The 15,960-nt window shown below is 66.4% G+C and carries 12 protein-coding genes and 1 other annotated feature; of the genes, 6 read left to right on the plus strand and 6 right to left on the minus strand.

From position 1 onward, the window contains the following. Window positions 1-10: 10 nt before the first annotated feature. The 5 genes from OIM94_RS17140 to OIM94_RS17160 all read right to left on the minus strand — a co-directional run bounded on the left by OIM94_RS17140 (window position 11) and on the right by OIM94_RS17160 (window position 4,449). Window positions 11-325, minus strand: coding sequence for a helix-turn-helix domain-containing protein (locus OIM94_RS17140; protein WP_264607867.1), 315 nt, complete (start codon window positions 323-325; stop codon window positions 11-13). A 657-nt stretch (window positions 326-982) separates the two neighbouring features. Next, the gene (locus OIM94_RS17145; RefSeq protein WP_264607868.1) at window positions 983-1,381 is read right to left on the minus strand and encodes a hypothetical protein; all 399 of its coding nucleotides are present in this window, start codon (window positions 1,379-1,381) and stop codon (window positions 983-985) included. Then, window positions 1,378-2,223, minus strand: a complete 846-nt coding sequence (locus OIM94_RS17150; RefSeq protein WP_264607869.1) for a hypothetical protein — start codon at window positions 2,221-2,223, stop codon at window positions 1,378-1,380. The genes OIM94_RS17145 and OIM94_RS17150 overlap by 4 nt, the downstream gene beginning before the upstream one ends. Window positions 2,224-3,640: 1,417 nt before the next feature. Then, the gene (locus OIM94_RS17155) at window positions 3,641-3,784 is read right to left on the minus strand and encodes a hypothetical protein (RefSeq protein ID WP_264607870.1); all 144 of its coding nucleotides are present in this window, start codon (window positions 3,782-3,784) and stop codon (window positions 3,641-3,643) included. After that, on the minus strand, window positions 3,781-4,449 hold the full coding sequence (locus tag OIM94_RS17160; RefSeq protein ID WP_264607871.1) for a PEPxxWA-CTERM sorting domain-containing protein: 669 nt from the start codon (window positions 4,447-4,449) through the stop codon (window positions 3,781-3,783). Before OIM94_RS17160 ends, OIM94_RS17155 begins: the two co-directional genes overlap by 4 nt. Window positions 4,450-4,789: 340 nt before the next feature. On the opposite strand from OIM94_RS17160, the gene OIM94_RS17165 reads away from it, so the two are divergent. The 5 genes from OIM94_RS17165 to OIM94_RS17185 all read left to right on the plus strand — a co-directional run bounded on the left by OIM94_RS17165 (window position 4,790) and on the right by OIM94_RS17185 (window position 12,607). Beyond that, entirely contained in the window at window positions 4,790-7,579 is a 2,790-nt protein-coding gene (locus OIM94_RS17165; protein WP_264607872.1) for an endonuclease/exonuclease/phosphatase family protein, read from the plus strand. A 58-nt stretch (window positions 7,580-7,637) separates the two neighbouring features. Next, window positions 7,638-9,392 carry a type I secretion system permease/ATPase gene (locus tag OIM94_RS17170; RefSeq protein ID WP_413716367.1) on the plus strand — a complete coding sequence of 585 codons (1,755 nt, stop codon included), beginning with the start codon at window positions 7,638-7,640 and terminating at the stop codon, window positions 9,390-9,392. Then, window positions 9,389-10,747 (plus strand): HlyD family type I secretion periplasmic adaptor subunit, encoded by a 1,359-nt coding sequence (locus OIM94_RS17175; protein WP_264607873.1) that lies wholly within the window; start codon window positions 9,389-9,391, stop codon window positions 10,745-10,747. Before OIM94_RS17170 ends, OIM94_RS17175 begins: the two co-directional genes overlap by 4 nt. 64 nt (window positions 10,748-10,811) lie before the next feature. Then, window positions 10,812-11,396, plus strand: a complete 585-nt coding sequence (locus OIM94_RS17180) for an ANTAR domain-containing response regulator (RefSeq protein ID WP_264607874.1) — start codon at window positions 10,812-10,814, stop codon at window positions 11,394-11,396. After that, a complete protein-coding gene (locus tag OIM94_RS17185) occupies window positions 11,393-12,607 on the plus strand; it encodes a CmpA/NrtA family ABC transporter substrate-binding protein (RefSeq protein ID WP_264607875.1) in 1,215 nt (404 codons plus the stop codon). Before OIM94_RS17180 ends, OIM94_RS17185 begins: the two co-directional genes overlap by 4 nt. A 93-nt stretch (window positions 12,608-12,700) precedes the next feature. Here OIM94_RS17185 and OIM94_RS17190 read toward each other — a convergent pair whose 3' ends face one another. After that, window positions 12,701-14,197 (minus strand): SulP family inorganic anion transporter, encoded by a 1,497-nt coding sequence (locus OIM94_RS17190; protein ID WP_264607876.1) that lies wholly within the window; start codon window positions 14,195-14,197, stop codon window positions 12,701-12,703. Window positions 14,198-14,253: 56 nt separating this feature from the next. Further along, window positions 14,254-14,309, minus strand: a sequence feature (sul1 is cis-regulatory element that is thought to sense ions involved in sulfur or methionine metabolism; They are found in Alphaproteobacteria). 339 nt (window positions 14,310-14,648) lie between these two features. Here OIM94_RS17190 and OIM94_RS17195 point away from each other — a divergent pair. Next, window positions 14,649-15,896 (plus strand): nitrate/nitrite transporter, encoded by a 1,248-nt coding sequence (locus OIM94_RS17195; RefSeq protein ID WP_264607877.1) that lies wholly within the window; start codon window positions 14,649-14,651, stop codon window positions 15,894-15,896. The last annotated feature ends 64 nt before the right edge of the window (window positions 15,897-15,960 follow it).

The raw sequence follows: 15,960 nt of genomic DNA on the forward strand, positions 1-15,960 counted from the left end.
GCGCTGAGGCTTACGCGGCCTCACGGTCGGCCGGCTTCAGCTTTTCGAGGAGCCTGATCACCTTGTCGGCGACAATGAGCTGCCCGCGCCGCGCTATAGGCTGGCCTTCAATTTCCTCCGCAAAGAACAGGAGCTGCGACATTCGCACGCCCACCGCCTGGCTATAGGCCTCGAGCAAATCCATGGTGACGTTCTTGCGTCCCCCCTCGACATCGGAGACCATCGATTGGGCGATCCCAAGCTTAGTCGCCATCTCGGTCTGCGAGAAGCCGCAGTAGAGGCGCAGCAGACGAAGCGCGTCGTTGATGCTTTTGCGCTTGGTCATGGTGCGGCTGTCCCGAGGTCACCTGTCACTCCCGATGAAGAAAGTACTTCAGAAATGACGCCACCTGTCCAATCGCGATGATCACCTTCATGAGAAGGAGCCAGCGCGAAGGAGGCGGCTGGTGCCGCTGCGTGCGAGGATGACGGCTCATTGGTGGCTCTCCTTTCGGCCAGACCGGCGACAAATTGCCGGCCCCCGTAGGCACTGTTGAGAGCACTGTTCCGGAGCGTTTGTACCTCGGGCTTGCCGCGCCCGGTCCCGGGCGGGCGCGGCACGCCGCTCCCCGCCGCCGAGACGCAGGTGGTAGTCGGGGAGGCAATCTCCCCACAGGGCTTGCGGCCCCAGCTTCTGACGGGTTCAGTATGAGCTACCATCGCCAGGACATCATAGCCTTGGCAGATCACCGGCCAAGATGAAATATCGCTTAGCGCGATAATTCATCGGCTGCGATCGCGATCGCCGGAATCATGGCCACGGATGCGCCACTAACCTTGACGGCCGCCCATATAGGGTTCGAATGGCTGCTTCTGCCAAAACCGGTCTTTCGGGCCAGCCCGCGCGAACGTCTTGGTGTGGTCGAGAGATGCCTGAGCCCAGTTGGGTTGCGGGACGTGCATGCACACGTAGCTACTACTGCGAAACTGTGTCGGTGCCCGTTTACTGCTCGGTCCGCGGTGCTGCGTAGGCTTCCCTTTGAGCGAGCCGCCGCGAAGCAAAGAGATAGCCCTTCCAGCCCAGCTCCTTGTAGCCATGCCCGCCGGCGGCCTCACTCCAGTAGGTTAGCAAATTGCTCAATGGACCTGCAGTGAAGGGCAGCAGGATAAGTTGAATAGAAAACGCCAGGGGGCCAACCAAGTCGATGTTTGCAACTGCGCGGGTAATTGTCCCGATGGCGATCATCGCAAGTAAAACCGCGAGACTCACGGTCCACGGAGCAAGGATGAAATACCAAAGCACATCGGTGAACAGGCGCGTCCACCGAGCGACGAGAAACATGGTGCCTACCATGCTGGTCACCAGCACGAGCAATTCCAGAAGATGGGACATGAAGTTCATGTGTCGATTTCGCTTCCAGCCCCGTTATTCACGGTCCACTCGGACGCGTCTTCACCCTCCTCGGCCGGCAGGTTTTCGACCTGCTCGATCAGATCCTGTGATACAGTGTGGATCACGACGTTCCGGATCACACTGCCGTCAAGAGCGACCACGCCTCCGACCCATTCTCGCTCATGGGTCACGAGTTGGGGCTTGCGCCGGGGGTGGCGTTCACTGGCAGGGACAAGCTGGTAGGCAAAGCGCTGAGGTTCCGCGAGGCTGATCGACCTCAACTCGCCATTTTCGCCCTGACGGATGTCGGCTACAATTCCTTCATAGCCAATGCCGTATTCGCCACTCGGTGTGGCGGTGAGCACATAGGCAATGGGCGTGTAGCCATGACGCAAAGGCCGGACGACATGCTGATAGATCCAGCCTTGTGAGCGAACGTCAAATCCGTCGAGCACGAGGTCGAGCCCCGGCGATGCGATCAGGCGCCAAGCCAGCAGGCATTCGAAAAGAGTGAGTACAAGAAAGGCTTCGATCGATCCCGAGGCCGCGGTCTTACTGCCAAGGGAGATGGCGAGCGCCATCTCGTAGGGATTCGGGATCAGCGGCCCGACCGGCCGGATGTGCTCACCGAGTTCGATCAGCGCCGCCCAGAACAGAGACACGAGGCCGTAGCCTAGAACGTGCATGAGAATGGCGACGCCGAGTGCCATGAACAGGGCGGTGACCGATGTGAGCTGCAACTCAGGACGCTTCGCGCCTTGTGCTGCCCCCTGGATGTTCCAACTGACGAGAGCCGTCATGCCGGGCAGCAGCAGAACAAGCCCTGCCAGCAAGGCCAGCGTGAAGTTCACCTAGTGATTCAGGAGTCCGAGGAGGGCTTGATTACCCAGCGGCCCGTAGCCGAATTACGCGAAACGACCGTCGACGAGCCGCTGCGTCCACGCTCCGTGGAGAGCCGGATAAGCTCGGAATAACCGCCGACGCGCTTTGCGGCCGAAGCCGTGTGGCGCTGATTCTGCCGTGTTGTGATCGTCGCCATAGCCAATAGATAGTTGAGCAGGCCGCGCTCGTAAAGCGCGTGAACGCCGCTCGCTCGAATTCCTTGCTGCACGCGGATCTAGGATCAGCTTCAAGCGTCCCCGTGCACGCGCCGCCCGGATAGCGCGGGACTGGTCTGCACGCGACGACGTCATCTTCAAGTAGATCGCTGCCTGGGCGGCCACAGTATCCGACGCCGGGCTGGCCGAGGAAATCGTCGCCTATCTCGCCTCCACGATGCGCGACCGATTCGAATGTGCTTAATGGACGAGTGTGATGCGCCCGCTTGGACTGCGCGCGGCGCTCGGAACCCGCGAATGCCTGCGCCAGATGGCATATCTGGGGCCTCGAGGGCTCGTGCAACGCTGCTAAGTCGCCAAGCTGCCCTGAAATGCGGCTCCGGTGCGTTCCTGGCGGATGCCCTCATGCGCAGCAACACTCGTCTATTAAGCACATTCGGGGAGTGACTCGTCTATCGAGCACCTTCTCTCAAAATTGGCCGCCTTCCACCCTCGAAGGCTCTCCACGCGGTGCGGCGTTCAGCCATGGGGTGATCAAAAGCCTGTCGGCGCGAGCGTCCTCGATCTGGTTTCCTCGGGTGCAGTAGCCGGAGACTGAGGAGCGGGGGTGGAATCGGCGCGACTCAAATTGCTTGAACGCTCCGCGCTGACCTCGCCATGAAAGGTTCAGGCCGATGCCAAGATCGGCGTCATCCAATCAGACAGGCCAACCAGCATACCATGGCTGATCAGGGCGCTTCATGAAGGTGAGCCCACCGAGTTACAGCTCGGTGGGCTCGGAGGTGATCTATTTGACACACTTTGAAGCCCCATGAGCTTAGCACCCCGTTTTGCGCCGTGGATTAGAGATGTTTTGCGCTAGGGGTATCCGACGGCATCAGTTCCGGCATCAACCTAGCTCAACGGCTTGCTCGACCGTGACCGATGGATTTCAGGCATTTGGTCAAGGCCTTCCGAGATCGGGCGTCCGACAGCCTCCCCTTCGACGTCCAAGGGACTACCAAACTGCTCAAATCCCAGAATGGCATTTTTCATGGCACTGCTTGCCCTAAGGTCGCCCAATAAACTGAGAAATAGGCACAATTTCCGCTCATTGATATTCGAGTGGGAATGATCCCACGTTCGGCACGCGCCGGCATCGAGAGGCAATAAGACACGAAAAAGCCCGCAGGAATGCGGGCTTTATTTTGCGTTTGGGCCTGACTGGCGGCTATTCGTGGGTGCCGAGCTCGGCGAGGTGGGCGCTTGCCGCCGCATGCACCGATGCGCTGGGCAGCAGCAGCCAGGGAACGCCCGCCGTCTTGCCGTAGCGGGGGGAGGGGCCGGCCCTGGCCACCTCCCCCCGGAAGATCACCCGAACGACACCAGCGTGCGGCGGCGGCGATAGCGAACCGCGCCGCCCACCATCGCGAAGCCGCCGAGCATCAGCCCCCACTGCGCCGGCTCGGGTGCCGGGCTGGCGGTGGTGAAGCGGAAGCTGGCGTCGCAAGCGCGCGGGGTCGTCTTGCAGGTCTGGTTCTGCAGCTTGGTCTGCAGCAGATAGCCCGACGTGTAGCCGTCTGTGGTGCCATAGGCGAGCGCGACGTTGCTGCTGCCGCTCAGCACCACCGTGTACGACGTGTTCGCCGTCACCGCGAGCGTGCCGGTGGAGAAATCGACGAAGCTGCCGACGCCGCGGCTGATCAGATTCGACAGCGCGAATTGCTGGGAGAAGACGGTGCTTGCGGGAAGCGCTGCGCCGGGCTGGAGCGCGCCGGCATAGATCGAAACCGTCACGTTGCCCGTCTTGGCGGTGCTGGTCGAGCCGAAGCGGAAGCCGATCGAGGTGAGGTAGGACTGGGTCGGCACGAACACCTGGCCGATCGTGTCCGGCTGTGCGGTCGAGGACAGCACGATCGTGCTCTTCACCGAGTCATTGACGGTGATCGTCACCGGATGGGTGGTGACGACGGTCGCCGCCTGGGCGCTGCCGACCGCGAGCGTGGCGACCAGCGCCGGAAGCGCGATGGATCGAAGCATATGGTGTATCCCCCTGTTTTCCTGAACAGCCCGGGCGAGTGACATGGCTATGTTGCAGTCCTGCGACGATCGGGGCGCGGGCACGGGCGGCAACGTCGCGACGTGCGGCGCACGCGGCGGATTGTGTCCCATGCTGATACAAAGTTGCCGGGAACGCGCCCGCATTGCCCGGCAGCCGGCCGCATTTGCCGCCGATCGCGCCGCCAGGTCCTTGGGATCGCGGACGTTTCATCTTCGTGTCACATCGCATGGTTAGCGAAACGTGAACGCCGCTTGGCGCTGCCAGGCCGGCAGTCGCCCGTCGGCGCCATGCAATTTCATCACGACGGGGGAAGAGGACGTGAGCGCAACCTACTGGAAGCTGGCGAATGGCGATCTGGTGCAGGACTGGTCGAACACCGGCCTGCTCGGCACCAATGACAGCTGGGACAATGTGCCGAGCATCGTCGGCTTTCGCGGCGACGGCCTGACCAGCGGCACGGGCACCGATCCGCGCACCATCACCGCCAGCAGCACGGTTGTGGACGTCAACGTCAACCAGACCAACCCGCTGACCTTCAACACCGGCGGCGTCACCGAATTCCAGCTGGCCAACCCGGTCGTTGCGCTCACCGGATCGGGCACCGCGTCGGCGCCCTATATCGCGCTCTATCTCGACGCGACCGGCCGCAGCAACATCAGCCTATCCTTCCTGCTGCGCGACCTCGAGACCGGTCCGGACGACTCGGTGCAGCAGATCGCCGTCCAGTATCGCCTCAACGGCACGAGCGCCTGGACCAACGTGCCCGGCGGCTATGTCGCCGATGCGACCGCCGGCCCGAACAGCGCCAACCCGCTGCTCACCACGCCGGTGAGCGTCACGTTGCCGTCGGACGCGAACAATGCGGCCACGCTGCAGGTGCGCATCATGACCACCAACGCGGTGGGCAATGACGAATGGGTCGGCATCGACGATATTCGCGTGAGCAGCGGCGAGAAGGTGAAGGTGCCGGGCACGCTCAGCATCGCGGACGCCTCGACCACCGAGGGCGACAGCGGCGTCCATAATATCGACTTCAGCGTCGCGCGCGTCGGCGGCGCCGATGGCGCGGTGGATGCCACCTACACGGTCACGCTGCCGGGCGGCTTCGGCGGCGCCAGCGCAAGCGATTTCGGCACGTCCACCTTCACCGGCGTGGTACACTTCAACGACGGCCAGTCGACCGCGACGATCTCGCTGCCGGTGCTGGGCGATCGCCTGCCCGAGCCGAACGAGACGTTCAGCATCACGCTTTCCAGCCCGACCGGCGGCGCGACGCTGGACCGGGCGACGGCGACCGGCACCATCGTCAATGACGAGGTGCTGCCGCTGCTGATCGGCCAGATCCAGGGCGAAGGCCATCGTTCGCAGTTCGAAGGCCAGAAGGTCATCACCACCGGCATCGTCACCGCGGTCGACAGCAACGGCTTCTATCTGCAGGATTTCGGCGACGACAATGCGCGCACCAGCGACGCCGTGTTCGTCTTCACCAGCACCGCGCCTGACGTGTTCGTGGGCGATTCGGTGTCGGTGGAGGCGACCGTCGCCGAATATCGCGCAGGCACCGGCGGGCTGACCGTCACCGAGCTCACCGCCCCCTCGATCGAGCTGCTGGGCTATGACAATGCGCTGCCCGACGCTGTGCTGATCGGCAAGGGCGGCCTGACGCCGCCGACCCAGACGATCGACGACGACGGCCTGAAGAGCTACGACCCCACCACGGACGGCATCGACTTCTGGGAATCGCTGGAAGGCATGCGCGTGACGATCGACAAGCCGCTCGTCGTCTCCAACACCACGGCTGACAGCTATGCCGAGACCGATGTGGTCGCGTCGCTCGGCCAGGGTGCCACCGGCGTCAACGATCGCGGCGGGATCACCATCTCCAAGGGCGACTTCAACCCGGAGAAGATCCAGCTCCAGGGCGACAGCGCCGTGTTCGACGGGTTCAAGGCCAATTATTCGATCGGCGACCAGCTGAGCAGCGTGACCGGCGTGGTGAACTATGCCGCCGCCCGCTACGAAGTGGTGGTCACCGAGGCCGTGACCGTCACCAAGGACGTGACGCTGACCAAGGAAGTGACCGCGCTCAAGGGCGATGCCACCCACCTCACGCTGGCCACCTACAATGTCGAGAATCTGGACGCGTCGGACAACAAGTACGACGTGCTGGCGAGCAACATCGTCTATAATCTGCGGGCGCCGGACATCATCGCGCTGCAGGAAATTCAGGATGCCGACGGCGCCGGCAAGGGCAGCAACCTTTCCGGCGTGCAGACCGCGCAGGGCCTGATCAACGCGATCAGCAAGATCAGCGGCGCGCATTACGCCTATATCGAAATCGCGCCCGATACCGCCAACTCGACCGGCGGCGAGCCCAACGGCAATATCCGCAACGGCTATCTCTACAATCTCGATCGTGTGTCCTACGTGCAGGGCAGCGCCGAGCTGATCACCGGTTCGGCCTATGCCAACAGCCGCAAGCCGCTGGTCGCGACCTTCGAGTTCAACGGGCAGAAGATCACCACGATCGACGTGCACCTCACCTCGCGCGGCGGCAGCGATCCGCTGTGGGGTGCCACCCAGCCGCCGGCCGATGCGGGCGATGCCTCGCGCACCGCACAGGCGGCCGGGGTGAAGGCCTATATCAACGCGCATCTGGCCGATGATCCCAAGCTGAACATCGCCGTGCTCGGCGACTGGAACGGCTTCGCCTGGGAGGATGCCCAGACCCAGCTGACCGATCCTGCCAAGGGCGGCGTGCTGACCGATCTGGCTACGGCGCTGCTGCCCAGCGAGGAGCGCTACAGCTATCTGTTCGAGGGCAATGCCCAGCAGCTGGATCACATCCTCGTCACCGGCGGTCTGGCTGGCAAGGCGCAGTATGACGCGGTGCACCTCAACTCGCAGTTCGGCGGCGATCGCCCGACCGATCACGATCCGCAGCTGGCCATGTTCGACTTCGGGGTCGCCAAGGCGCAGGTGACGCAGATGATCGCCGCAGACGACGTGTCCGTCGTGCCGTCGAGCGATCCGCACGTCGATGCGTTCGCGACCATGGATCACTGGTCGCATGCCATGTTGCTGAACCAGCAGCTGGTGTACGCCTGACGCACGCCGCCGCCCGGAACCGTTCCGGGCGGCGGCCCGGATCTGGGGAAGGGCGGCGATGGTGATGTTTTCCGCGAAGGGGGCCGAACGCCCCTTCGCACCGATGCGCGAGGCGGTGGCGCTGTGCCGCCGCCATCTGCTCGCCGCCGCGGGGTTCAGCGCGGCGGTGAACCTGCTCTACATCGCGCCCACCTTGTACATGCTGCAGGTCTATGACCGGGTCGTGCCCACGCAGGGCGTGCAGACGCTGCTGTTCCTCACCCTTGTCCTTCTGTTCGCGCTGGGGTGCCTGGCGCTGCTCGATCGGATCCGCAGCCGTCTGCTGACCCGTGCCGGCGTGGTGCTGAACGCGGCGCTGGCCCCGGCGGTGCTCGATGCGACCATCGGGCGGCCCGACCTGCCGGTCGCGCGTTCGGCCGCCCGCGAGCTGGATGCCTTGCGCGCCACGCTCGGCGGTCCGGCGATGCTCGCGCTGTTCGATGCACCCTGGACGCCGATCTACATCGGCGTCTGCTTCCTCGTGCACCCGCTGATCGGCGCGATGGCGCTGGTGGGCGGGATCGCGCTCGCCGGCATCGCCTGGCGCAACGAGCGCGCCACCCGCGCCGGGCTGGATCGCGCCCAGGATGTCGCCACGCAGACCTATACCGCGCAGGATGCGATGCTCGGATCGGCCGACAGCGTCCGCGCGCTCGGCATGCGCCGCGCGCTCGTCGCCCGGCAGCTGCGCAAGCGCGAGGCGATGCTGGCGCTGCAGACCGAGAGCGGCTTCCATGCCGGCGGCTATTTCACCCTCACCAAGTTCGTGCGGATGGCGCTGCAGTCGCTGGCGCTGGGCCTTGGCGCGTGGCTGGCGGTGGACAATCTGATCTCGGGCGGCGCGATCTTCGCCGCGTCGTTCCTGATCGCGCGGGCGCTGGCCCCGATCGAGCTCCTGATCGGCAGCTGGAAGACGCTGGCCCAGGCACGCCACGGCTATCGCGATCTCGACACGCTGCTCGCCACCGCCGTCGCCAAACCCGAGCCGACCCGGCTGCCGGCTCCGCAGGGCGGGTTGCTGGTGGAGGGGGTGACCATCCTCAACGCCGCGCGCGACGGCATGGTGCTGAACGGCGTGTCCTTCGCGGTGGCACCGGGCGAGGTCGTCGCCATCGTCGGGCCGTCGGGCTCGGGCAAGTCGACCCTGATGCGCGCGATCGTGGGTGCGCTGCCCGCCGATCGCGGCACGGTCCGTTTCGATACGGCCGAGATCGGCGACTGGGATCCCGAGCGGCTGGCGCGCCATATCGGCTATCTGCCGCAGGACTCGGTGCTGTTCGAAGGCACCATCAAGGAGAATGTCGCCCGCTTCGAAGGCGAACTGGGCGCGGAGCCGGAGACGGTCGACGCGGCTGTGGTGGCCGCCGCCGATCTGGTCGGCGCGCGCGCGCTGGTCCTGCGTCTGCCCGGCGGCTTCGATCACCGGTTAGGGCTGGGCGGTCGCGGCGTTTCGGCCGGACAGGCACAGCGGATCGCGCTCGCACGTGCCGTCTATGGCGACCCTGCGCTGTACGTGCTCGACGAGCCCAACGCGCATCTCGATTCCGAAGGCGATGCCGCGCTCAACGCTGCGATCACGCGGCTCAAGGCGGCGGGCAAGACGATCCTCGTCGTCTCGCACAAGCTCGGCGTGCTGCCGGTAGTCGACAAGATGCTGGTGCTGCGCGACGGCCGCGTGGAGCTTTATGGCCCGCGCGACGAGGTGCTGGCCAAGATCGCGCCGCCCAATGTGCGCCGGATGGTGCCTACGGTGCAGGGGGGATCGGCGGCATGAACGGAGCGGTGATCGTGCAGGATCCGCGGCCCCGGCCGCTCGCCGAGCAGCTGGGCGATCCCCGCCGCGACATCCGGCTTGGCCTGCTGGTTGCGGGGGTGTTCTTCGTGCTCTTCCTCGGCTGGGCGGCGTTCGCCCGGCTCGATGCCGCGGCGACCGCGCCCGGCGTGCTGGAGGTGTCGGGCCAGCGCCAGAGCGTGCAGCACCGCGAGGGCGGGGTGGTCGGCGAGATCCGGGTTCGCGAGGGCCAGCGCGTGGTGCAGGGGCAGCTGCTCCTCCGCCTCGCCGCGGCCGACGTCCTGGCGCAGGAGCGGGCGCTTTCCGCACAGGCCATCCGGCTGCTTGCGCAGCGCGCGCGGCTGCAAGCGGAGCAGCTGGGGCAGGGCCGGGTGCCCACGCCAGCGGAATTCGCCTCGCTGCGCGGCGAGGACGGCGATGCCGCCGCCTTGGCGATGCGCCTGCAGCAGGGCGAGCTCGACGCCCGTCGCGCGACCCTTACCGCGCAGCGCGGCGCGCTGGGTCAGCGGGCGGCGCAGTCGGCGGCACAGGGGCGAGGCTATGGCACCCAGGTCGTCTCCGCCGGGGAACAGCTGCGGCTGGTGGACGAGCAGTTGAACGCCCTGCGGCCGCTGGCCGAACGCGGCTTCGTCTCGCGGACCCGCGTGCGCGAGCTGGAGCGGGTGAAGGCCGAACTGGTCGGCCAGCGCGGCCAATATGCGGCCAGCGTCGCCCAGACCCGGGAAGCGGCGCGGGAGAGCGAGCTTACCGCGCTGGAGGCGGATCGCAGCTTTCGCGAGCGCACCGCCGCCGATCTCCGCGACGTCGACACGCGGCTGGCCGAGGTGCTGCCCAAATGGGTGGCCGCGCGCGACCAGCTGGCGCGTACCGAGATCCGCGCACCGGCCACCGGCGCGGTGATCGGCCTCAGCGTCTTCACTCCCGGCGGGGTGATCGCGCCGGGCCAGAAGCTGATGGACATCGTCCCCGAACGCGCACCCTTGCGGATCCAGATCCGCGTCGCGCTCGACGATGCCGATGATCTCCAGGTCGGGCAGGCGACACTGGTCAAGTTCCCCGGCCTCCACGAGCGCCGGCTGCCGGATCTGAGGGGCACGCTCACCCGCCTCTCGGCCGATGCGCTTGCCGACGAAAAGACGGGGGCCGGCTATTTCACCGGCGAGGTTACCGTGCCGCCCGAGCAGATCGATCTGCTGCGCACGGTGCGCGGAAACCGCTTCGAGCTGCGCGCCGGGATGCCCGCGCAGGTGCTGGTGCCGCTGCGCAAGCGCACCGCGCTCGATTATGCGCTGGAGCCGCTGGTCGGCGCCTTCTGGCATTCCTTCCGGGAGCATTGAGGGGCAGGTTTGACGCTGCCGGGCCGACCTGCCATGCCTTCTCGCAACTGCGAAAGGCGCTGGAGTGCGGATCGTCATTGTCGATGACAGCGGAGCGCGCGCGTCGGTCCTCGAGGAGGGCCTGCGCGAGGCGGGCTATGACGACATCCATTTCGTGCCGCCGAGCGGCGCCTTCGTCGCGCGGATCGAGCGGATGGCGCCCGACGTCGTGCTGATGGATCTCGGCAGCCCCAGCCGCGACACGCTGGAGGAGATGCTGCTCGTCAGCCGCGCGCTGGCCAAGCCGATCGCGATGTTCGTCGACCAGTCCGATGAATCGATGATCGGCGCGGCGATCGACGCGGGCGTCTCGGCCTATGTCGTCGACGGCCTGCGCAAGGACCGGGTCAAGCCGATCCTGGAGCTGGCGGTGCGCCGGTTCACCGCCTTTTCGCGGATGCAGACCGAGCTGGACGAGGCGCGCACCGCGCTTGCCAACCGCAAGACGATCGACAAGGCGAAGGCGATAGTGATGGCGCAGCGCGGATTGAGCGAACCCGAGGCCTATGCGCTGCTGCGCTCGACGGCGATGAACCAGGGGCGGCGGCTGATCGACGTGGCCGACGCGCTGATCACCGCCAGCAGCCTGCTGGGGGGCGGCGCGGCATGACCCTGGTCCGCGCAGCCTTTCTGCCGCTCACCGACAGTGCCGTGCTGGTCGCCGCGCGCGAGCGCGGCTTTGCGGAGGCGCAGGGTATCGATCTCGAACTGGTGCGCACCACCAGCTGGGCGACGCTGCGCGACCGGCTGGTCTATGGCCAGGTACAGGCCGCCCAGATGCTCGCACCGCTGGCGGTGGCGGTGACGCTGGGCCTGAGCCAGCAGCCGGCCGCGCTGGCCGCGCCGTTCAAGCTCAACAGCAACGGCAACATGCTGGTGATGTCCGGCGAGTTCGCCGCGGCGCTGGAGCCGGATCTTGCCGCCCGGCTGGCCGATCCGCTGGGCACGGGGCATGATTTCGCGGCGGCGATCGGGCTGTTCCGGCGCAAGCCGATCATCGGCATCGTCCACCGCTTCTCGGGCCATGCGCTGATGCTGCGCTACTGGCTGGGCAGCGTCGGCGTCGATCCCGATCGTGACGTGGTACTGCGCGTGCTGCCGCCCTCGCTGACCGTGGAGGCGATGCGGCTGGGCGAGATCGACGGGTTCATCGCCGGCGATCCCTGGCCGGCCGCGGCGGTCGCGCAGGGCCTCGCCGAGGCGGTGGCGATCGGCGCGCGGATCTGGCAGCGCGGCGTGGAGAAGGTGCTGGCGCTGCGCACCGACTGGATGGAGGCGAACGCCGAGACGGTCGACCGGCTGCTGGTGGCGCTGAGCGGTGCCGCACGCTGGTGCGACGATCCGGCCAACCATGCCAGCCTGGCCGGAATGCTGGCGCGTCCCGACTATGTCGGCGAACCCGCGGAGTGGATCGAGGCGTCGCTGGCGGGGCAGCTGATCCCGCGAAGCGGCGCGCCGGCAATCGACCAGTCCGATTTCCTGCTGTTCCACCGCGAGGCGACGGCCTTTCCGTGGCGCAGCCAGGCGCTCTGGATCTATTCGCAGCTCGTCCGCTGGCACCAGGCCGTGCCGGGCGCCGCGGCGGAAGCGGCGGCCGGCGCGGTGTTCCGCCCGGACGTGTATCGGCGCGCCCTGAGCGGCAGCGGCGAGCCGATGCCGGGCGCGAGCATGAAGCTGGAAGGCGCGGTCGGCGTCTCGACCGGCGTGGGCGCGCATCGCGGCGCGCTGACGCTGGGGCCGGATCGGTTCTTCGATGGCCGCATCTTCGATCCCGACCGGCTCGACGAATATCTTGCCGGATTTGCTCAGGCACGCGGATAGGCCGGGCACGCTCGAGAGGCGAGGCGAGCGCGGAGGCGGGTGGAGAGCGGAACGGCGGCTCATCACCGATCGGCGTTGAACGTCGCTGCACCCTCAGTGCGGCGCGAGTCCCGATTCCACCCCCGTTTTGTCGTGAAGCGCAAACCGGTCAACCATATCGGCGCTGGCCCGGTTGTAGCCGGTCACTTCCACCGCGCGTCCATCGCGACGCAGTCGCGCGACGATCTTGTCGAGAGCGCCCACGCCGGAAATGTCCCAGAAGTGGGCCGTCGTCACGTCGATCCGCACATGATCGGCGCCCTCGGCGGACCGGAAGGCCCGCGTGAACCGATCCACCGATGCGAAGAAGATCGCACCCGTGACCCGGTACGTCGCGTGCGTGCCGTCTTCGGAGAGCTCGCGCACCACCGAGAACATGCGGCGCACTTTGCCGGCGAAGAAGAGGCCGGAGAGCAAGACGCCCGCCAACACGCCAAGCGACAGATCACGCGTCGCCACCACCACGACCACGGTGGTCAGCATCACGATGGAGGACGGCAGGGGGTGACGACGGAGATTGGGAAGAGAGTTCCAGCTGAAGGTGCCGATCGAGACCATGATCATCACCGCCACCAGTGCTGGCATCGGCACCCGCCCGACATAAGGACCAAGCACGGCCAGCAGGAAGAGCAGGAACGCGCCTGCGACAAAGGTGGACAGGCGTCCACGCCCGCCCGAGGTCACGTTGATCACGGACTGTCCGATCATCGCGCAGCCGCCCATGCCCCCGAACAGGGCTGCGACGATGTTCGATCCACCTTGCCCCGCGCATTCCTGACGCTTGTTGCTGTCGGTATCGGTCATGTCGTCCACGATCTGCGCCGTGAGCAGCGACTCCAGCAGTCCTACCGCCGCCATGGTGAGCGAATAGGGAGCGATGATCCGAAGGGTTTCGAGCGTGAGGGGAAGCTGCGGAAGGGCAAGGCTCGGCAACCCCTGGGGAAGCTTGCCCATATCGCCGACCGTGTTGACCGGCAGACCCAGGAAAATGCTGATCGCGCTGAGGACGAGGATCGCAATCAACGGCGATGGTACCGCCTTGGTGATGCGCGGAAGGCCGTAGATGATCGCAAGGCCAGCCGCGACCATCGCGTAGGTTTCCCAGCCGACACCCGTAAGCTGCGGCAATTGCGCCAGGAAGATCAGGATGGCCAGAGCGTTGACGAATCCGGTGATTACCGAGCGCGATACGAACTGCATGACCAAGTGGAGGCGGAGCATGCCGGCGACGATCTGGATCAGGCCCATCAGTATCGTCGCGGCGAACAGGTACTCCACCCCATGTTCCCGAACGAGCGGCACGACGACGACGGCCACCGCCGCCGTTGCGGCCGAGATCATTCCGGGCCGCCCGCCAATCAGGGCGATCGTCATGGCGATCGCCACGGAGGCGTAGAGGCCGACGCGAGGGTCGACGCCGGCGATAATCGAAAACCCGATGGCTTCCGGAATCAAGGCCAAGGCTACGACGATTCCGGCGAGCAGATCGCGGCGGGCGGTCGTGCCGTCGAGGAACCACTGGCGGCGGTACGCACTGAAATTGAAGGTCATTGATAATCCACAACAGGGCACAGGGCGCCGCTTGGCGCCTTCGGTTCGGTGCGTGTTGTTGTCCGGCGGATCGGCGGCCGGAATAGCCACCCGGGATTTCACCGGGTCCTTGCGAATGCCGAACCCTATAGGGACGCGGTGCCGCCGAGGCAACATGACGAAGCTGCGGCGACGGTTTTTACCGACATGGGAACGTCGAACGCGCACAATTAGGCGGATCGCGGCCAGCGGCGGCGCGACCCTGAACTTCGCGCTTGCAGCATCTCCAAAATCGCGCGATGATCTCGTCGCCGCGCAAGGATGCGCGCCTATCGGAAGGGCTCCCCAACGTCGGGGTGTGCCCTTCCCCTTTTGAACGCAGCAAAGCCGCTGACCGGATTTCGCGCCCTCGCGAACGTCCGGCGAGCGGCTTTTTTCTTGTCCTTTTCAGATCGGCATCGGGGACGTCATCATGGCAACGGCATTTCTGGATCGACGCGTGCACCCATCCACCGGCACGACAAGCAACGGCAGCTTCTGGCGCAGCGGGCATTGGCCGACGCTGGTCGCCGCCTTTCTCTATTTCGATCTCGCCTTCATGGTCTGGGTGCTGCTCGGGCCGCTGGCGCCCGACATTGCGCGGACCCTGCACCTCACCGCCGCGCAGAAGGGCCTGATGGTCGCGACGCCGACGCTCGCCGGCGCGTTCCTGCGGGTCGTCAACGGGCTGCTGGTCGATCGGATCGGGCCAAAGCGCGCCGGCGCCATCAGCCAGCTGATCGTGATCGGCGGGCTGCTCGCGGCGTGGCTGCTGGGCGTGAACAGCTTCGGCGGGACGCTTGCCCTGGGCGTGATCCTGGGCTTTGCCGGCGCCAGCTTCGCGATCGCGCTGCCGCTCGCCAGCCGCTGGTATCCCGCCGAGCACCAGGGCAAGGCGATGGGGCTGGCCGGCATGGGCAATTCCGGTACCGTGCTCGCCGCGCTGTTCGCGCCTATGCTTGCCAAGCTGTTCGGCTGGAATGCGGTGCTGGGACTGGCGTGCATCCCGCTCGCGATCGTCTTCCTGGTCTATCTCGCGCTCGCCAAGGATGCGCCCAACCCGCCGCCCGCCAAGGCGCTGATTGCCTATCTCCACCCGCTCCGATCGGCGGATGCCTGGTGGTTGATGGGCTTCTACGCCGTCACCTTCGGCGGATTCGTGGGGCTGGCGGCATCGCTCCCGATCTATTTCACCGATCAGTTCAAACTGAGCACGATCACCGCCGGCTACTGCACCGCCGCCTGCGTGTTCGCAGGCTCGCTGGTCCGGCCACTGGGCGGCGCGCTGGCGGATCGCATCGGCGGCGTGAAGGCGCTGACCGGCGTGTTCCTCGTCGCTGCCGCAGCGCTGGCGGGCGTGAGCGTGGCGCCTACGCTGTTGGCGGCGCTCGGTTGCTTCGTCGTCGCCATGCTGGCGCTGGGCACCGGCAACGGATCGGTATTCCAGCTGGTGCCGCAGCGCTTTCAGGCGGAGATCGGCGTGATGACCGGGCTGGTCGGCATGGCCGGCGGCGTGGGTGGCTTCTACCTGGCCTCGTCGCTCGGGGTGGCCAAGCAGCTGTCGGGCAGCTTCGCGCCGGGCTTTCTGGTCTTTGCCGCGCTCGCGCTGGTGGCGCTGGCTGGGCTGGTCCGCGTGAAAAAGACCTGGCGAGCGACCTGGACGGGCGCGGCGCGGATATAATTGGTAACTGGAATGGCGGCGCCGGCTGCAGTAGCGGCGCCGTCTCGTGATCGAAGGGGAACTG

Source organism: Sphingomonas sp. R1 (assembly GCF_025960285.1).
Lineage (GTDB): Bacteria > Pseudomonadota > Alphaproteobacteria > Sphingomonadales > Sphingomonadaceae > Sphingomonas.